The organism is Streptomyces sp. NPDC047869, from assembly GCF_040704065.1.
Taxonomy (GTDB): domain Bacteria; phylum Actinomycetota; class Actinomycetes; order Streptomycetales; family Streptomycetaceae; genus Streptomyces.
Map to the genome: position 1 here is coordinate 1 of NZ_JBEYRK010000017.1, position 17,882 is coordinate 17,882.

At 69.5% G+C, this 17,882-nt stretch carries 15 protein-coding genes and 1 pseudogene; 5 read left to right on the forward strand and 11 right to left on the reverse strand.

Annotated features, from left to right (window positions below):
* Positions 1–115: 115 nt before the first annotated feature.
* From AB0924_RS22015 to AB0924_RS22025, 3 genes are read left to right on the forward strand one after another with little or no spacing between them, the layout of a single operon-like run.
* Positions 116–286 (forward strand): erythromycin esterase family protein, encoded by a 171-nt coding sequence (locus tag AB0924_RS22015; RefSeq protein ID WP_366912245.1) that lies wholly within the window; start codon positions 116–118, stop codon positions 284–286.
* Between the two features lie 25 nt (positions 287–311).
* Positions 312–965: an alpha/beta hydrolase gene (locus tag AB0924_RS22020; RefSeq protein WP_366912246.1), complete on the forward strand. Its 654-nt coding sequence runs from the start codon at positions 312–314 to the stop codon at positions 963–965.
* Positions 962–1,345 carry a hypothetical protein gene (locus tag AB0924_RS22025; protein WP_366912248.1) on the forward strand — a complete coding sequence of 128 codons (384 nt, stop codon included), beginning with the start codon at positions 962–964 and terminating at the stop codon, positions 1,343–1,345. Before AB0924_RS22020 ends, AB0924_RS22025 begins: the two co-directional genes overlap by 4 nt.
* A 1,681-nt stretch (positions 1,346–3,026) precedes the next feature.
* Here AB0924_RS22025 and AB0924_RS22030 read toward each other — a convergent pair.
* The 7 genes and pseudogenes from AB0924_RS22030 to AB0924_RS22060 all read right to left on the reverse strand — a co-directional run bounded on the left by AB0924_RS22030 (position 3,027) and on the right by AB0924_RS22060 (position 11,840).
* Entirely contained in the window at positions 3,027–3,554 is a 528-nt protein-coding gene (locus AB0924_RS22030) for an ATP/GTP-binding protein (protein ID WP_366912355.1), read from the reverse strand.
* Positions 3,555–3,603: 49 nt separating this feature from the next.
* Positions 3,604–4,041, reverse strand: a complete 438-nt coding sequence (locus AB0924_RS22035; RefSeq protein WP_366912249.1) for a DUF742 domain-containing protein — start codon at positions 4,039–4,041, stop codon at positions 3,604–3,606.
* A gap of 40 nt (positions 4,042–4,081) precedes the next feature.
* Positions 4,082–4,558: a roadblock/LC7 domain-containing protein gene (locus tag AB0924_RS22040; protein ID WP_366912250.1), complete on the reverse strand. Its 477-nt coding sequence runs from the start codon at positions 4,556–4,558 to the stop codon at positions 4,082–4,084.
* The gene (locus AB0924_RS22045; RefSeq protein WP_366912251.1) at positions 4,555–7,035 is read right to left on the reverse strand and encodes an ATP-binding protein; all 2,481 of its coding nucleotides are present in this window, start codon (positions 7,033–7,035) and stop codon (positions 4,555–4,557) included. Before AB0924_RS22045 ends, AB0924_RS22040 begins: the two co-directional genes overlap by 4 nt.
* 315 nt (positions 7,036–7,350) lie before the next feature.
* Complete coding sequence (locus AB0924_RS22050; protein ID WP_366912253.1) at positions 7,351–8,925, reverse strand: ABC transporter substrate-binding protein; 1,575 nt, start codon at positions 8,923–8,925, stop codon at positions 7,351–7,353.
* A 602-nt stretch (positions 8,926–9,527) separates the two neighbouring features.
* Positions 9,528–10,268 (reverse strand): annotated as a pseudogene (locus tag AB0924_RS22055) (hypothetical protein); the annotation flags it as partial.
* A gap of 573 nt (positions 10,269–10,841) precedes the next feature.
* Positions 10,842–11,840, reverse strand: coding sequence for a winged helix-turn-helix domain-containing protein (locus tag AB0924_RS22060; protein WP_366912254.1), 999 nt, complete (start codon positions 11,838–11,840; stop codon positions 10,842–10,844).
* A 59-nt stretch (positions 11,841–11,899) separates the two neighbouring features.
* Between AB0924_RS22060 and AB0924_RS22065 the strand changes: the two genes are divergently transcribed.
* Positions 11,900–13,105, forward strand: a complete 1,206-nt coding sequence (locus AB0924_RS22065; RefSeq protein ID WP_366912256.1) for an MFS transporter — start codon at positions 11,900–11,902, stop codon at positions 13,103–13,105.
* A 10-nt stretch (positions 13,106–13,115) separates the two neighbouring features.
* Here the strand turns inward: AB0924_RS22065 and AB0924_RS22070 are convergent, their stop codons facing one another.
* Complete coding sequence (locus tag AB0924_RS22070) at positions 13,116–13,904, reverse strand: Tn3 family transposase (RefSeq protein ID WP_366912257.1); 789 nt, start codon at positions 13,902–13,904, stop codon at positions 13,116–13,118.
* Between the two features lie 245 nt (positions 13,905–14,149).
* A complete protein-coding gene (locus AB0924_RS22075; protein WP_020120296.1) occupies positions 14,150–14,353 on the reverse strand; it encodes a cold-shock protein in 204 nt (67 codons plus the stop codon).
* A gap of 407 nt (positions 14,354–14,760) precedes the next feature.
* On the opposite strand from AB0924_RS22075, the gene AB0924_RS22080 reads away from it, so the two are divergent.
* Positions 14,761–15,144, forward strand: a complete 384-nt coding sequence (locus tag AB0924_RS22080; RefSeq protein WP_366912258.1) for a hypothetical protein — start codon at positions 14,761–14,763, stop codon at positions 15,142–15,144.
* Between the two features lie 41 nt (positions 15,145–15,185).
* Here the strand turns inward: AB0924_RS22080 and AB0924_RS22085 are convergent, their stop codons facing one another.
* Together AB0924_RS22085 and AB0924_RS22090 are read right to left on the reverse strand one after the other, a co-directional pair.
* The gene (locus AB0924_RS22085; protein ID WP_366912260.1) at positions 15,186–16,337 is read right to left on the reverse strand and encodes a hypothetical protein; all 1,152 of its coding nucleotides are present in this window, start codon (positions 16,335–16,337) and stop codon (positions 15,186–15,188) included.
* Positions 16,334–17,773 (reverse strand): hypothetical protein, encoded by a 1,440-nt coding sequence (locus AB0924_RS22090; RefSeq protein ID WP_366912261.1) that lies wholly within the window; start codon positions 17,771–17,773, stop codon positions 16,334–16,336. Before AB0924_RS22090 ends, AB0924_RS22085 begins: the two co-directional genes overlap by 4 nt.
* Positions 17,774–17,882 lie beyond the last annotated feature (109 nt).

Sequence of the window (17,882 nt, forward strand, 5' to 3'; positions counted from 1 at the left end):
CGCCGCTTCGACGCCGACCTGCCCGCCCTGGAGCCGGAGACCGAGCTGGTCCTCTACCGGGTGGCCCAGGAGAGCCGCGGCGCTGCGCACGGCGCGGCTGGAGCGGGCCATCGGCGTGATCTACCGTCCGCGCACCGAGCGGCAGAGCCATTATTTCCGGGCCCGGGTGGCGGACCAGTTCGACGCCGTGATCCACATCGACGAGACCCGGGCGCTGGAACCGCTAGAGCGGACCGCCCGGTGGACGGAGGGCGAGGCGCCCGAGACCTATCCGGTCGGACTGTGATCCGGCCGCACGGGAGGAGGCCACCGTGAACGCGGTGATGCAAAGCGTACGGGTACCCGCCGCGGGTGCCATGCTCGACGCGGACGTGACGGTGCCGGACGAGCCGCAGGGCGCCGTGCTGTTCGCACACGGCAGTGGCAGCAGCCGCCACAGCCCGCGGAACCGCTACGTAGCCGGTGAGCTGCAGACCGCGGGTTTCGCGACCGTGCTGGCCGACCTGCTCACCGAGCGGGAGGAACGGCTGGACCTCATGACCGGCGAGTTCCGTTTCGACATCGGGATCCTCTCGGCGCGTGTGGTGGAACTCGCCGACTGGCTCCGGGAGTATGAGCCCGTCATGGATCTCTGCATCGGCCTCTTCGGTGCCAGCACAGGCGCGGCGGCCGCACTGGTCGCGGCATCGGCGCGGCCGGACGCAGTCCGCGCGGTCGTCAGTCGGGGCGGCCGGCCGGATCTCGCGGAGAAATCCCTGGAGACGGTGCGCCAGCCGACCCTGTTGATCGTCGGGTCCCTGGACAAGGAGGTGATCGAACTCAACCGCGAGGCGATGCGGCGGATCCCCGGCGAGACGCTGCTGGAGCTGGTACCGGGGGCCACCCATCTGTTCGAGGAGCCGGGAGCCCTGGAGCGGGTGGCGCGCCTGGCACGGGAGTGGTTCCAGCGCCACCTCCCGCCGTGAGCACGACCCACTCGGCCCAGGAGATCCATCCGTACCCGCACAAGGGCAGCAGGCCGGGGCGTGTACCGGCGCACACCGACGAGGACTGCGTCGTCGTCGGCGACCGGCCGCCGTACGTGACCGCGCGGTCCGTCGAATGCGGAGTACGGGGTACGCCCACTGTGCTGGTCGAGGGCGTCGTCGTACCGCCCCGCCCGGGGCCGGCGGCGACGGCGGTGGAGACCGCGCCGCGTCAGCCTGCCTCCCGCAGGAAGCTCGGCTCCCGTGGCGGCCGGCCGCCACGTTTCGACCCGGTTGACTACCGCGAGCGCCACTCCACCAGGCATGCGGCTCGGTGTGCGCCGCACCGGCCCGCCGGCCCCACCGGCTGCACCTGGTGACGCAGTAGCCATCGCGCCAGGCCCTGGCGCGACTGCCGCCGCGTAGCGGGACTGTCCACCACTTCCGGGACCACTGTTTCCTTCGCCTCGCTCATATCCCCCATCAGCCTTCCTGCCTGCTCAGCGTGCCCGTCACGGCAGTCACCGCACTTCACGGCGCCGCGACGATCCACGAGTATGCGCGCCCGGTGTCACCCACCCGCCTCCGGGGGTGGAGGCGGGTGACGGTGCGCGACGTCCTCGCCGGATTCCTCATCCCTCGTGCCCCACCGATGCGTTCTTCACCGCTGCGGAGCGTCCGAGGGCGCGGGACCCGGCCTCGCGTCCGCGCGTCGGCCAGGTAAATCGCTGTCCGGCTGCCGGAGGACGGTGATGGACACCCGGGGTGGAGACCACTTTGGAGTTCCCCGATCTGCTGCGGCTGATCGACGAACGGTCGACCGCCTTCTGCGCCGCGGTCGCCTCCGCGCCCAGCCGCGACGTGCAGGTGCCGACGCAGCAGGAGACCGAGTACTTGCTCGGCACCTTCCACGGACGCCACGACGGCACCCCCCGGCCAAGGTCACCGCGACCCGCGACGACGGCCACACCGTGCCGTACCTCTGAACATGCACGTGCGGCAAGTCCCGCTCCTCCCCGACCGAACACGGCGTGTGGCCCACCGCCTGGCGGCACACCCACCCCACCCGTTTCGACCGGCTGCGGTCGTGGATCGCCCGCCTGATCAGCACCCGCACCACCCGCTGACCTGACGCTCTGCCTGACCCTCGCCCTCACCCCACACCCGGGGCCGGACGAGGACCGGACAGGCCGCCTGGCCACATGCACCACCCGCTGCGTCCCGCCGACACCAGAACGACAGCGGCGGGGCGCCAACGGCTGCCTGATTCCCCCGTCCCGCCCCTGGCGGTCCGGCGGTGTAGAGGAGCCAGCACACCCACCGTTCTGACACAGCTCCGCCCCGGCGATGCAGGCCGGGGCGGAAACGCGGGCGGCCCACGCATCGGTCAGAAGGCCGGCCGCCCAGCACACCCCCCGAGAAGCCGAGATGAGGAGCACACCCAGCATGACCGACCGCAGCCGCTCCATCGAGGGCCTCGCCCTGGTCGCCGCACTCACCAGCGTCTTCGGTGAGATCCACTCCCTGGGGGACCACTGGGTTAACGCGGCGAAGGCCGTGTCCACCTTCTTCGGCGTCTCGCTTCCGAAGGGAAGTCGACGACCGTCGTCAGTCCGAGGCTCCGCTCGTGTGTCTCGGTTGGCGGGCATTGATATTGCGCCTGAATGTGCACTCCTGGGGGTTGGTGGCACCGCGTATCCCGTGGGCGCTGTGGGACGGCAGTTCAGGTGTTTCATGCCGCCGGTGCCTCGTGTGGTGGCCGCCCCGCTCCTCCTCCCCCAGGCAGACACATCGACATGACCATCAGTGCTCCACAGGTCGCGCTCCCCCGTCCGGTGCGTTCTGCGCCGTCGTCCCGCACCGTTGAGCGCGCCCGCACCGAATCGGCGCCCGCCCTGCTGCTGATGGTCGTCGTGGTTGGTCTCCGTACGGCGGCTACGGCGCCGTACGACGCGGTCGCCGCTGGGTGCGGCGGGCGCAACGGGCAGGCCAGCACGTGCCGCGGTGGAGACGGCCGTCACCGTCGCCGCCGCCGACCACCTGCGGACGGGCGTGTACCGCCTACGTCTCCGCCCGCTTCAGCGCATGGTCGAGTACCACCAGCAGTGCGTCGAGCACCGAGCCCCGTTCTCGGGCGTCGAAGACGAACAGCGGGACGTGGTCGCTGACGTCCAGCGCCCAGCGCACCTCGTCAAGCTCGTGCGCGACCTCGCCGTCAAAGGCGTTGACGGCCACCGCGAACGGGATGTCCCGGTGCTCGAAGTAGTCGACCGCGGCGAAGCAGTCGTCGAGGCGGCGGGTGTCGACGATCACCAATCCGCCCAGGGCGCCCTCCACCAGGTAGTCCCACATGAAGCCGAAACGCTCCTGGCCGGGCGTCCCGAACAGGTACAGCTTCAGGGTTGGATCGAGGGTGATGCAGCCGAAGTCCATGGCGACCGTGGTGGTGGTCTTATGAGGGGTGTGGCTGAGATCGTCCACGCCCGCCGCGACCTCGGTGATCGACGCCTCGGTGGTGAGCGGTTCGATCTCCGAGACTGACGCCACCGTCGTGGTCTTGCCGACGCCGAACCCGCCCGCGATCACCATCTTCACGGGAAGGGGCGGCCGTTCGGTCTCGTGTGAGACGCACGGTGCGTCAATCCCGTTGGCTGTCACGGTGTATCCCTTCGGATTCGGCGACGCCACGGAGACCATCGATCACCCTTTGCAGAACGGAGACGTCGCGGGAGGCATCGGCACTGGGCACGTATACGGCGAGGAGCGCATGGGCGCGCAGGTCGGCCGCGAGCACACGGACGACGTTCAGATGCAGGTGCAGCTTCGCGGCGACCTCGGCCAGCGACTGCGGCCGCCGGCATACGGCGACGATGTCGCGGTGTTCGAAGGCCAGGGTTTCGAGGGTGGCCAAGCCCAACGAGGTGGTCACGACCTGGGTCTCGATGGGGAGCGGCGCTACCGCGTCGCTACCCGCAACCCTTCCCGCGGTCAGCAGGAACGGCCGGATCGCCGAAGGGCGGCCGGCGGATCCCGAACCGCCGGAGCCCGGGTGGTGCTGACCACCCTCGGACGCCATTCTGGGTCTTTCCTTCCTGCTGCATGTGGTGGCGGACGGTTCACCCGGTGGCCGGGGAACCGACGCTGTTCTTGAGCTCGAGGACCAGCTCGGGGCTGAGGGCCGCGCCCACCCGGTTGGCGAACAGGGTCATCTCGTAGGCGACGTTCCCCAGCTTCGCCTCGTTCGAGGTGACGACGCCGAGCACGGATCCGCTGCCGATCGCGGAGACGAGGAGATGGCCTCCTTCCAGATCAATGATCACCTTGTTGAGGGCGCCGAGGCCGTAGTTGCCCGAAGCGCCGGCGGCCAGGCTGGTGATTCCCGAGACGATCGCCGCGAGACGCTCGGAGTCCGCGTGGTCGCACAGCCGCGAGACCGCTATCAGCAGACCGTCGGAGGAGACGGCGATGGCATCCACCACGCCCGCGGTCTCCGTCGCGAATCGGTTGAGCAGCCAGGTGAAGTCCTCTGCGGCGGCACGCAGGTCAACGGGCTCCACTGGGTTGGATTGAGTTCCACCTGTCGACGTGGTCACTGCCCCACTCCTTCCGGTCCCTTTGGGGATTCTGGTGATGCCGGCATCCGAGTCGGCTGTTGTCCCGGCTGCGCGCTCTCGCGCTCGGCCCGGGCCACCGCCTCCTCGAACTCTTCGATCGAGGAGCGGACCGCCTCCGCGTCGAGCGGCCGGCGCGACGTCGGCGTCGGCCGGCGTGCCGCCGCGGCGTTCTCGAGCGTGGCGCCGCGCACGCGGCGCCGTAGCGGCGGCGCGGCCGGTGCCGGGGTGAGTGCCTCGCCATCCGGGTGTTCCTGCGCCTGCGCTGCGGCCCTTTCGGCGGTGTTCGCGGACCGGGTTTCGGGGGGCGGACCGGCCGTGTGCGCGGTCCGCGGGACACGTCGCGGCAACGGTGCGGGCTCCTTCCCGGTGCTGTCCCGCGGTGCGCCATCCGCGGGGGTTCGCCGCGAGGGCTGGGGATGCTGCTGGGGAACGGCGGATGTGACGGCAGGCCCGGTGAGCGCTGGGGGCTTGGCGGGCCCCACGGGCCGACTCCGGGTGGGAAGGACCGACGAGGAAAAGTCCTCGCCCGCGAACACCGTGGGCACGTGGCTCAACGGCATGAGCAGCGTCGAGGGGATGAAGACCCTGCTGGTGACCCCACCACCCATCGTCGCGGTCAACGTGACCCTGATGCCCCAGCGCCGGGCGATCCGGCCGACCACGAAGAGCCCGAGGACCTTGGTGGGGACAAGGTCGAGCCGCTCGCGGCGCACCAGCCGCTCGTTCTCCTCTTTCAGACGCTCGGCGCTCATGCCGAGCCCGTGGTCGACGACCTCGACCACCGCCGCCTCGCCCTGGGAGCGCACCCGCACCTCGACGGGGCTCTCGGCAGGGGAGAACGCCACCGCGTTCTCCATCAGCTCGGCGAGCATCAGGGTCAGATCGCCGACGATGTCGGGCGCGACGGTGACCTCGTCCAGCACACGCAGGTGGATCCGCTGGTACTCCTCGATCTGGGCGAGCGCGCCCCGTACGACGTTGGTCAGCGCCGTCGGCCGGGCCTCGAGAGCGGTCTCCGCCAGCCCGGCGAGCAGCATCAGACTGTCGGCATTGCGCTGCAGGCGCACCGCCAGGTGGTCGATGTGGTAGAGCTGGTCGAGCAGCGCGGGGTCGGTCTCCTCACGCTCGACCGCATCGATCAGCGCCAGCTGGCGCGCGGTCAGGTTGCCGACGCGCCGCCCGACGTTGCCGAACATCTCCGCCACATTGCGCCGGCTGAGCACCTGGCGCTGCAGCAGGGCGGCGGCCGCCTCCTGTACCTCGTTGAACGCCTCCGCCAGCGTGCCGATCTCGTCGCGTGCCCGCACCGGCACTGCGTTCAGCCTGAGCCGGCCGTCGTCCTCGGCCTCGTCGTCCGCCACCCGCGCGAGCTCCTGCCCGGTCGCCCTGGCCACCTGCTGGGCCGCGGCGGTCAGCATCCGCACGGGCCGCACGACGGAGCGCCGGACCAGGAGGGAGAGCAGCAGCCAGAAGGCGAAGATCAGCACCACCGCGGTCAGCAGCCACCCCACTCGCCACCAAGCCTCGGAAGAGGCCCGGTCGCCGTCGTCCGCGATCTGGTGGATCAGTGACCGGGTGATCTCCAGCCGGGTGGACGCCTGCTTCTCGTACGTCGGATACGCCGCGATGGCCTTGTCGACGGCCGCCCGCACCTCGTCGAGGTCCCTGGCCTCCAGGGAGGAGGGATCGAACTGGAGGGACGCGAACTCGGACCGGATGGCGTTCTGGTGCGCGTTGCGCTCGATCCGGGCCAGCCGGCCGCTCTGGGCCACCGAGGCGATCCGGCTGAAGCGCTGGGCGTGGTGGTTGTAGAGCTGGAGGCTGCCCACCGCGCCGGTGAATTCCGTGAGCGCGCTGGAGTCGCCGGTCTGGGCGGAGAAGACACCGGTCTCGAACGCGGCATGCGCGGCGTCCGCGCGCAGCAGGGTGTCCAGGACGTTCTCGGGCGACGACACCGCACCGCCCGCGGATCCGCCGAGGCCGAGCCCGTCGATGAGGTTGGACACCATGGAGCCATAGGCCGGGTCGATGCTGTCGGCCGGGAGGTAGGCGCCTTCGACCGTCTTGCGCAGCCCGGTCAGCCCGGCGACGCCCCGCAACGCCCTGGTCTCCGCCGCGGGAAGGCGGGATCCGAACGCGGAGCGGACCTCGGCGACCTGGTGGTCGACGGCCCGCTGGGCCCGGCGGTAGTCCCGCGGCGACGGCGCGGGCCCACCGGGCTCCGCGGCCTGGTAGCGCACCGAGAGCAGAATCGCCTGCTGATGCTCCCTCTGCAGGTCGTCAACGAGGGAGGCGACCTGCTCGCTGCTGCGCACGAGGGCCGCAGTGCGCGCCGCTGACTGCGCCTGTGCGACCTGGCCCGCGATGACGTAGGCGAGGATGGCGGCGACCACCGCGGCAGGGATGATCACCAGCACATTGAGCTTGCGCTGGAACGGCCAGCGGTCGAGGAACACGTCGGCCCTTCGCCGAACCCGCGCTCCCCGACGTGCCTGTTCCGCTGCTTCCACCTTGTGCGGGGACACCAAGCCTCCGGAACGATGTCGTACGGGCAAGCTGCTCTGTTGCCTGGGTGAGTTGCCGTGCTGATCTGTATCGCTTGTCCGAACGGGCGGAGACTACAGCCTTTTTGCCCGTGGGGTTCAAGCGTCGTGCAGAGAGAACGGTGACGATGGGCGTGCCGGCCGGTCCGGGGCCGGGCCTTCGAGGAGCCCGGCGCTCGGGCGGCGGTCTTTGCCCTGCCGGGCGGCGCCCGTGCACGGCTTCGGCCCTCAGCCGTCGACGGAGAAGTCGCGGAACCGGTAGTCGGACAAGGGGTGGCTGGGGGTCGGGACCAGTCCGCCGACCCCGGCCGCGTACGCGTCGACCTGGTTCTTGAAGCCCCAGACGATATAGCCGCCGCGCTCGTACTCGATCTTCTGGGCCGCCTTGAGCAGTTCGTTGCGCTTGCCCTCGTCGAACTGGCCGCGGGCCTCGTTGACGAGGGAGACGAACTCCGGGTCCCTCCAGTGCGTTTCGTTGTAAGGGGCGCCCTTGATCGATCCCTGTTCCACCTGCGCCAGGTAGTTCCGCGTGAACCAGTAGTCCATGGCGAACGGCCAGCTCAGGTACTTGTCGCCGTAGAAGGTCGCGGAGTCGGTCTTGCGGACCCGCACCGTCACCCCGGCGCCCCTGGCCTGCTGGGCGAAGAGCTGCGCGGTCTCGACCGCGCCGATGCCGATGCCGTTGGAGGTGACCAGCTCCACGTTGAGCCCCTCGTACCCGGCGGCTTTCAACAGGAATCTGGCCTTGTCGAGGTCCTGGACGCGCTGCGGCAGATCGTGGTTGTACGCCGGATCGAAGGGTGCGTAGAGGTCGTTGCCGATGCGTCCCTGTCCTCTGAGCACCTGGCGGACCATCTGCGGCCGGTCGACGATCAGCCGCATCGCCTGGCGGACCCGCTCGTCGTCGAAGGGGCCGGTATCCAGGCGCATGGTCAGCGGGGTCCAGGCCCCGGGCTCCGAGATCAGGACCTTGCAGCCCTGGGCCTCGACCAACTCCATCTGCTCGAGCGGCAGGTTGTCCATGGCGTCGATCTCCCGGCTGAGCAGCGCGTTGACCCTGGCCGTGTCGTCGGGGAAGTCGATGATGTGCAGTTGGTCGACATGGGCCGGGCGACGCCAGTAGTTGTCGAACCTGGTGAAGACGCTCTCGTCCCCGGGGGTGAACGACTTGTAGACGAACGGGCCGGTGCCGATGGGTTTCCTGAGGTCGAAGTCCGCCGGGACGACAGCCATGACGGTCTGCGCGAGCAGGTCCTCCAGCAGGGCGTACGGAGTCTTCAGCGGGATCCGCACGGTCAGGGAGTCGATCCGCTTGAGGTCCGCGACGTCGACCACGGCGAGGCTGCTGGCCCCGGCGGCGGGCGCCTTGGGGTTCGCGATCCTGCGCAGGGAGGCGATGACGTCGTCGGCGTCCAGGGTCTTGCCGTTGTGGAACTCCACCCCGGAACGGAGCCTCAGCGTCCAGGCCCTGCCGTCCTTGGACGGCTCCATCGAGTCCGCGAGCAGGGGCTTGACGCGGTATCTCTCGTCATGGACGAACAGCCGCTCGAACAGGTTCACCGCCCGTGCGTGGTCGGGCCAGATGACGGGATTGTGAGGGTCGAGGGTGTCCTTTGCGCTGCCGCCGGTGCAGCCGACGCGCAGGACGCCGCCCTTCTTCGGGGTCCTGGCTCCCGAGTCGTCGCCGGACACGGAGCACCCCGGGAGCAGGCCCGCCGCGGCCGTGGCGAGCAGGCCGCCACCACCACGCAGGACGGTTCTTCGCCTCATCGCTCCGCTGGGGTTGTTTCCGTGCTCGGTCATGGGCAGGTGTCGCCTTTACATCGGGGCCGTTCTCATGGCGCGCTGACTGCTCGGATGACGCGCAGCACCTCTGCAACGCGGGCAAAGGCCAGTCGGCCGGGCTTCGCGCACGCCGCAGCCGACCGCCTCGCCAACGCGGTCATCGCCCCATTACGGATCGTCAGGAGGTTAGAACACATGCCCATCGAACACCCATCGAACATCGGGAAATGGTGCAAGAGATCGGGCCGGGGCTGCCGGACGGGGGTGGACCGGACCACGGCCGGGCATCTCAGCAGTTCACCGCGGCGCCGCGCCGGTCACCGAATCGGTCAGCCCCTCCACAAACTGCGGCACCGGCACCAGCGCCGGCCCGGAAGGCGACCAGGCAGGCCGACCGCGCGCGGGGAAGGTGGCTGAAGCCCGGTGCACTGCGAATAGACCCGGTAGCGTCGTCGACTCGGCGCTGCCAGGCTGACGGCCCCCAGAGTCAGCCCTTCAGTAGGCACGCTCATGTGTTCGAGCGTAGCCGCGAGCGCCGACAGCCCGGAATCTACGCGCCCGGAATCTACGCGCCCGGACTCACTCACCCGGTAGGTGCGTTCGACGTCGCTGTGGCGGCAGAGGAACTGGTGAAGCACTACTTCGCTGCGATCGAGAGCTGATGAGAGGTCGCCCGACAGTTCGTCTGGGAGAACTCCTGCTCCCAGGCCGCAGGACCGGACCAGGTCGCGGCACGCCTGTGCCTCGCGTTCGGTGGCGAGCGCAGGCAACAGCGCATGCGACACCACGTCGCGGGCGGCGTACCCGCTGCGTGCTTCCCTGATGCGTCGCATCAGATCCTCAACGAGTCGCCTGGCTCCGGGGTGCTCGGGCCCGACCGCGTCCAGGACCGTGAGGCCGAGCCGAGTATCGAAGACGGTCAGGCCCGGTTCGGCTTCACGGCTGAGGTAGGTGTCCACCAGCTCGGCCCCGATGCCGTCATGGCAGTGGCCTGCGTCGCGGCGAGACAGCACCGTCAGGCACGCGGTGACCGCCTGTTCCCAGGGCTCGCCGGGAGTTGTGTCGGCGAGCAACGCCGCCGCTTGCTCCCTGCCGCCTCCCGTGAGGGCTGCTACGACGGCAACTTGCCGCCCGTCGAGCACCCTTGTGCCCACGCCCCGGTGCTGCTCGATGTGAGCCAAGGCTTCACGCCAGCGGCCCGTCGTGGTCAGCGTGCGTGTGCCGTCACCGAGATCAGCGAGCACCACACGCCACAGCCACGCGTGGACTTCCCTCCGATCCTTGCCGACGGACTCGTACAGGTCGAGAAGCCGCTGGCGCCCGTCGTCGGTCTGGCCGGCACGGATCTGCAAGCGGGCGAGGAGTGGACCGGGATGATGGTCCGCGCGATGGAGTCGCCGGAGTGGATGGAGCTGTTCGTCTCCTGCTCGCTGCGACGTGTGGGGGAAGGCTGCCGCGTTCCGACCGGCGACCGAAGCCCTTGCCCCGGAGCGGGCCGCCACCTTGGTCCCGGCGATACAGAAGCTGATGACTGTTGACACGCGCAGCCTGTGCCGTCCGACCGGCCCACTCGACGGACAGACGGAGGAGAGGACGTCGTCCAGGACGATGCCTTCGCTGCCAGGGCCGGGAAGATGCAGCCGGTAGGCGGCGACTGCTGCGTCCCGGTCGGCCCACGCCTGCATGACGGCCCGTCATCTGCTCACCTACCAGCCCGGTCCCGGACGGCTGGGACGTGTCCGGGCTAGGACTTCGGGGCCGATCCGTCCGACGGCTGGTCGGCCCTGCGCACCGTGGCCACGCAGACCGCAGCTCTGCCCACAATCCGCCGCACACTCAAACCCCCAGAGCGTCAAGCTCAGCTACCTGTCGGTTGGATTGCGTTCGTCAATGGCACCCCGCCTCGGGCGGCCAGATGTGCCGCCCGGCGGCGTTCAGTCGGCCGCCAGGGCTGCCCCCAGCGGTGTGTGCTCGTAGCGGACGGCCCGGCCGGTGCGAGTGCGGGTGACCAGGCCGGCCTCGCGCAGCACCGCCAGATGGTTGCCGACGGTGCCTAGGCTCAGGCCGAGCTGGGCGACCAACTGCGTCGTTGTTGCAGGCACGTCCAGCGCGCGCAGCACGTCCGCGCGGCACGGGCCGACCAGTCGGCTCAGGGCCTCGCCGCCCGGTGCACGCGCCACTGGGCCGAGCAGGTCCGCGATGCCCCGGGCGGGATAGACCAGGGCGTAGGGCCATGGCGGCTCGACATAGCTGATCAGGGTGCCGAACACCGTCGGCATCAGCAGCAGGCCCTTGCCGGCCAGCCGGTGCCGGTCCCATTCGGTACGCGAGCCCGTGCGCATCTCGATGGTCCCGGCCTGCCCCTCGGAGCGCCAGTTCACCCGGGGGTCGAGATCGGACAGCGCTGCCGCCCAGCCGTACATCGCCAGGTACCCGGCGCGGCGGACGAGGTCGCGCTCCAGTACCGCCCGCAGCCGCGGCCAGTCCGGCTCGACCAGCGCCTGCCAGCTCGCCTCGAGCGCATCGGCGAGCTGGGTGACCACGTCCGGCGCGTCGAGGATGCGCTGCACGTAGCGTGGCGGCGTCCGCAGTCCCTCCAGGTTGCGGCTCAGTTCCAGACGTGCGCGGCGCAGGGACGTGGCGCGCACGGCGGCCAGCTCAGCGGCGAAATCGCCACCGGAGCCCGACGGCGGCGGATGGATGAAGTCGGCGTTGTAGGCGCCGCGGCGGAACAGCGCCGTCAGCGCCCCGACTGCGGGCACCTGCCGGCGCAGCTGCTTGTACCGGGGAGCGATGCGCTCGGCCCACGGCCGGAGCGGGCCGGCGGCCTGCACGCCGGCTGCGACGCGCAGCGCCTGCATCGCCTCGCCCAGCGGCGAGATCGCGTAGCGGGTACACGCCACGTCGACGGGTCCCACTTCGATGGCCAGCATGTTTTGCCTCCACGCGAAAGCATAGTCACCGTGGCTGGGCTGCCGTGAAGCTGTCGGCCATGACCACCACGCCCGTCGCGGCACGCTCGGCCACCTGCCGCGAGGTATTCGCTGTGGGCCAGTTCCGCGTGCTGTTCGGCAGCTACACGCTCTTCCTGATCGGCGAGACGGTGCGGATGCTCGCACTGTCCGTGATCGTCTACGCGGCGACCGGGTCGCCGCTGATGTCGGCGCTGGCGTATGCGGCAGGATTCCTGCCCTATGCCCTGGGCGGCACGCTGCTGCTGGCTTTCGCCGACCGCTGGCCCCCGCGCACCGTCATGATCGGCTACGAGGTGCTGCGCACCGCGGTCAGTATCGTGCTCGCCGCCGGTCTACTGCCGGTACCGGCCATGTTGGTACTGGTGTTCGTCACCGGCTTGCCCAGCGCCGTCGCCTCCGCTTCGCGCACCGCCCTTCTGCCCGACCTGCTAGACGGCGACCGCTACGTGCTCGGCCGTGCCGTCTTCTCCATGGCGGCCGGCGGCACGCAGGTGCTCGGCTTCGCCGCCGGCGGCATGCTGATCGCCGCTGTCAGCGCACCAGGCGCGCTCTGGATCACCGCCGCGACCTGCCTAGCCTCGGCAGGCTTGCTGCAACTGCGCCTGTCTCACCACCCACGCCGCCGCACCGGCGCCTCAGTCGGCATCAGCGAGACCTGGCAGGTGAACCGGGCGCTGCTGCGCCGGCCTGCGGTCCGGGCGCTGCTGCTGGCGCAATGGCTCGCACCGGCGCTGATGGTCGGCGCCGAGGGCGTGCTGGTCCCGTACGCCGCCCAGGTCGGCGCGCCTGACGCAGCCGGTCTGCTGTTCGCAGCGGTCGCCGCCGGGATGTTCGCCGGCAACCTGATCGTCGGCCGCCTGGTACGCCCTGCGCGCCGGGAGCGGCTGGCCCGCCCCCTGGCGCTTGCGCTCGGACTGCCGCTGCTGGGGTTCACGCTGCACCCCGCACCGGGATACGCCGCCATCCTGCTGACAGTGTCCGGTTTCGGCGTCGCCTACCAGCTCGCACTGGCCCGCAGGTTCCTCGACGCGGTGCCCGAGACGCAGCGCGGTCAAGCGTTCGGCCTGCTGCTGACCGGAACGATGACGCTGCAGGGCCTGGCCGCCGCAGCCGGAGGCGCGCTGGGCGAAGTCGCGACCCCGGCGCTGGTCGTCACCCTGGCCGGTGCGGCCTCAGCCATCGCCGCCCTGGTGTCCTGGCGAACGCTGTCGCCCACACCCTGAAAGCCCTTCATTACATCGTCGTGGCCGACCGGCCGACGGCATCCGCCAGGCTGCGGGGGCGGGGCACGGCAGCGGCCGGCCCGAGGTCGAGGCGCTTGCTCATGTCCAGTCGGAAGGTGCCGTACGGGTTGACGTTGGACCAGAACAGCGCGGTCAGGCCGCGCCGGTCCTCACCGCTCAGCTTCATCGCCCACGTCGGTTCGGCCAGGACCTGCTGCACCAGCAGGGTATTGACGTGCCCGAGCGCTGACTGGAGCAGGTGCAGCGCGAGCATCGACGTCTCAGCGTGCTCCTTGTCCGGGCCGGTCAAGGAGCCGTCCTTGCCGTAATGCAGCACGCTGTTCGCGCTGTTCCAGTTCTCGACGACCTGGAGGCCGCCGTGGATTTCCCGGCGCAGGCCGGGGCTGGCGAGGTAGTCGCAGGCGAAGATGGTGCGCACCGCGCGGCCGAGTTCTTCCAGGGCCTGGTAGGTGGGGTGCTTGGGGCCGCCGCGGGTGAAGCGCCGCAGTACCTGCTCCGCCTCGGTGGTGCCGAGCCGGAGCGCGGTGGCGTACTTGACCATCTGGTCGTACTGCTGCTCGATCAGCTCCCAGCGGATCGGCCGGGTCAGCGAAGCACCGAGGGCAGGCCAGCCGGGCGGGGTGTCGTCCGGGCGGTACAGGCGGATGCTGCCGATGTTCTTCAGCCTCAGCAGCAGACGGAAATTCAGAAGCTCGGTGAAGGCGAACCCGACGACGCTCGCGCCGTGCGTGTCGACGTAGTTGGACTCGATCTCGGCGTCCGTGCAGTGTCTTGACATCCTCGCCCACCTAAAGGAGGGCGATTCCCGTCTGCCGCACCGTTGTCGGGTGCGGGTCCGGGCGGGTTCCCGCGTCCCTGCACCTGTCCGGTGCCGGCCCATCAGCAGTTCCGCTTGCTGTTCATGACAGTGGCTCATGGGGACCCATCCGAGAGGCCGATCGGATCCCGCCCGGTGACCACTCCGACAGACAGTCAGGCCCGGCGTCCCGAAGCCGGGATGCCGGGCCTTACCGAGGCGCGCGATCAGACGGGGCGGATGTTCTCCGCCTGCGGGCCCTTCTGGCCCTGCGTGACGTCGAACTCGACCTTCTGGCCCTCCTGCAGCTCACGGAAACCCTGGGCGGCGATGTTGGAGTAGTGGGCGAAGACGTCGGGGCCGCCACCCTCCTGCTCGATGAAACCGAATCCCTTCTCGCTGTTGAACCACTTCACAGTGCCCTTGGCCATGACTGTCTCCTTCGAGGGAAACCGTGCGTGCACCCTGCACGCACGGGAGGTGATCGCCCTGGTCCGGAGAGGCGCTGAACAGCAAGAACGCCCGTGATGGCGATCACGGGCGAACGGAACTTCGGAACCACGACTGCTGATCACAACGCTATAACGGCATGGCGGAAGCCGCTAGCGATAACGCGCCAGCAACTGGCTCGGACGAAGGGCTGGATCGCCCGTGAGAAGCGGCGATGGTGATCACGCATTCTTCAGCACCACCGGCGCGGTGCCCGTGCCAGGGCCGCCGACGGTCACTGGCCGGCCCTGCTGGACCTGTTCACCGCAGGCGCTGCCCCCGAAAGGCTTCTTCTGCACAGGGCGGCGAGGCGTTGCCACCCCGCCGCGGACTGCGCACATGGCGGCCTGTGCCACGTGTCCCCGCCGGTTCCGGACTCTCCTTGCCCCTGCGGGCCCGCGTCGCCGCCGCGCTCGTTCTCCTCTATGCGCAACCCGTCAGCCGCATCGTTCGCCTCACCATCGACGACGTCATCGGCGACGAGACCGTCGTCACCGTCCGGCTGGGAGACCCGCCGTCCCCGCCGCCGGAGCCCGTCGCCGGCCTGATGCGGGCCTACCTGCAGTCCCGCCAGCATCTGCCCTACGCCAGCAGCAGGAGCTCACAGTGGCTCTTCCCCGGCCGTCAGCCCGGACAGCCGATGAACCTGGTCAGCCTGCAAGTCCATCTGCGTGAGATCGGCGTCCCGCCGCAGCGCGGCCCGGTGATCACGGTAGGGGCTCTGCCGCAGTAAATCCGGCATTTACTGTGGCAGGCCAGTTGATTGTGCCGCGCTCAGCCGGTGCGGGTTCGTCCTTGCTTGCGGTATCCATCCAAAACGTCCTGGCGGAGCAGGAGACCGAAGCCGGCAGACTCCAGGCGCAGCCCCAGCTGAGCCTCATTGATGCCAAGATCGGCTGCGGTGTTCGCCAGGTGCCAGTCGTTGGCGGCAAGCCTGCTGAGAAGGTGACCGCGACGGACCTGGGTCTCCGACAGACGAAACGTCTTGAGGTAGGCGATCCTGCCCCTGTCGTCGGTGATGGCCTCACCGATGTGGTTCTCCTGCTTAGGACGGAACGGCGGCAGGAAGCGGGAGAGCGTGAAGCGCCCCATCTGGTAGACCGACTGCCAGGTATACGCGTGCTCCAGCAGGCCGGACGCCATAGTTGTGTCGTGAAAATATGTCCAGGCATGTTCCTGCTCGGCAACTGCCGTGCGCAGGTGGGCTAGGGAGCGGATCTGCGAGTCAGAGATGCGGGCCCGGAAATCCTGTACTGGTGGCATCAGCGTGGCGTAGTGGTGGATCAGTTCGCCGTACAGGTCCTGCAGGAGTGCTGGGTGGAGGGCACGGTAGTCGTCGGGATGCGGGACCGCGAAGGCGGACGCGAGTGCGTCGGCGACGTAGACCATCACACCGCATTGATTGGGGTGGATCTCGAAGATGCGCAGTGCGTCGGCGAGTCCGCGTACTTCGGCACCCACATAGGCTTCCTCGACGCGCGGGGAGAGCCCTTGGCGGATTGCACGCTGCGACCACTCCTCCCAGGCGAGGGAGGGGCCGCCGAAGTGCAGTGCCAGGTAGCCTTCCAGTGCCAGGTGCATGGGGAGGAACCGCAGCCGGTCTTTGGCCCGGCGACGGGCCATTCTGCGGTGGAAGTGCAGGCCCATTGTGGCGGCGGGCACCGCGTTGCCGTCGGTGGAAAGCTGGGTGCCGTAGACGGCTGCCGGCGTGCCATCGTCAGTCCATGTAGCGACGAATCCATGTGGGATGTAGGAGATATAGGCATCGCGTGGGCCGACCTCGACCAGACCGGCCGCATCGCCGTAGAGCTGACAGCGCAGGCGGAGATCGGCGACAGGTTCGTCACGTACGAGCGGCACCAGACGGACGGCACCCCAGACCTGTGAGGGGCGGGCGGCCAGGCCGGTCAGGCCCAGTGTGGTCATCGCGCCTGCTCCTGCTGGTGTCCGCTCAGCATTCGAGCGGCACGGGTGTTCATGTACGTGACCAGTTCGGCCAGGCCAGTCCGGCCTTCCGCGAACTGGGCGAGTTCCACCAGGGCAGGAAGGTCCTCGGCGTCACGGATACCCGCGGTGGGCACCGTCGAGGACAGCCGACGTACATCGAAATCGGCCGCGTCGTAGACGGGGTTGAGATGGACGATGCTGGTGCGACGCTTGGGGTCGAGCCGAGTGCGCCAGATGCGCAGCACCTCGGCGGCCAGGCCGGGAGGTGCGTTGTCCCATCCGTCGGAAACGATCACCAGCCTGGACGGTGTGGTGTCCAGCGCGTCGAGGATCCGCCGGCCCAACGGCGTCGGCCCGTACGGGTGGGTCAGCAGTGCGTCAGTCCGCCCAGACGTCCACAGCCCGGTGTAGTTGCTGGCAAGGGCCGCGAGCAGATAGTGGCAGGCCAGTGCCACGGCCAGCGGTCGACGACGCTTGTGAGCCGAACCGAAAGCGGAAAAGCTGTCGTCCAGGACGGCGGTGACCTTGCCCCAGCTCCCCCGGTGGGAGCCGGCCACCCGGTCGGCGGCCGATTCCAGGGCGTGGGTCAGCTCGGCACGTCGGCGCAGGCGGTCCTCGACCGACAGCGAAAGCACATGGATTGCCAACCGGGTCAGCGGCATCCCGGACAGGTCTGCCTGTACTCCTGTGATCCCGATCTTGTGCGCGGACTCCTGCAACCGCAAGGTCTCCAGGCGGGTCATCCGCGGGGCTATGCGCTCCAGGAAAACATCCCGGGGGATGTTGTGCTTGGCGGCGAAGCCCTCGGCAGCCGTATAGGGCAGCTCATACAGGGCGGCCTGCTCGTAGTGCGCGCGGCGCCACGTCTCCAAGAGAGGTGTCGCGTAGTGCTTGCGGGTCAGCGGCGCAAATACAAACGCCCCTAGCTCTTCGGTGGCAGGGGCCAGGTGTGCGTGGCGAAGGGCTCGCTTGAGGCCGCCGCGGTACTTCACGGCATCGAACGCCAGGTCCGGGCGGGCGGACAGCCAGTCACGCATGATCGCGCGAGTGCGACGATTGTTCACCCCGGCCCGGCGTAGGGCATCGAACAGCCCGTACACGCGTTGTGGCGGCAGCGTCGCCAGACGGCACGCGATCAGTCGGCCCTCGCTGCGACGCTGGTCGGCAGTGGCCTCACCGGTGGTCTCCATCAACTGTCTGATGATGAGGACTGCGTTGTAGTCGTTGATGTCGAGCGCAAGTACTCCGGCGTACAGGTCACGGTAGTTGCCCAGCATGTATGCATGGAGGAAGTCCAAGGACAGCCGCTGCTCGCCCGCGTCGCTGTGGAATTCACGCTGGCCGGTGGAAGTGATCGCCGCGTTGACGAAGAGCAGTACATCATCGGCTGCGACGAGGTCCCCGTACGAATCCATCCCATTCTTTCCTCAAGGGTGCGGATGCCGGCCGGGGAATGGGGGCACGAGCTGCGAATCATTGCTTCAGAGGCAGGTTCCGGAAGTCGCACCGGAGTCCCGCGGCCGG

Coding starts and splice junctions, on each gene's coding strand:
- AB0924_RS22030 (WP_366912355.1), bottom strand. CDS start 3,554: ATGGTGATCGCGGGCGGGTTCGGCGTCGGCAAGACCACGACGGTGGCG.
- AB0924_RS22035 (WP_366912249.1), bottom strand. CDS start 4,041: ATGGCGTCCGAGGGTGGTCAGCACCACCCGGGCTCCGGCGGTTCGGGA.
- AB0924_RS22050 (WP_366912253.1), bottom strand. CDS start 8,925: ATGACCGAGCACGGAAACAACCCCAGCGGAGCGATGAGGCGAAGAACC.
- AB0924_RS22060 (WP_366912254.1), bottom strand. CDS start 11,840: ATGCTGGCCATCGAAGTGGGACCCGTCGACGTGGCGTGTACCCGCTAC.
- AB0924_RS22065 (WP_366912256.1), top strand. CDS start 11,900: ATGACCACCACGCCCGTCGCGGCACGCTCGGCCACCTGCCGCGAGGTA.
- AB0924_RS22070 (WP_366912257.1), bottom strand. CDS start 13,904: ATGTCAAGACACTGCACGGACGCCGAGATCGAGTCCAACTACGTCGAC.
- AB0924_RS22075 (WP_020120296.1), bottom strand. CDS start 14,353: ATGGCCAAGGGCACTGTGAAGTGGTTCAACAGCGAGAAGGGATTCGGT.
- AB0924_RS22085 (WP_366912260.1), bottom strand. CDS start 16,337: ATGACCACACTGGGCCTGACCGGCCTGGCCGCCCGCCCCTCACAGGTC.
- AB0924_RS22090 (WP_366912261.1), bottom strand. CDS start 17,773: ATGGATTCGTACGGGGACCTCGTCGCAGCCGATGATGTACTGCTCTTC.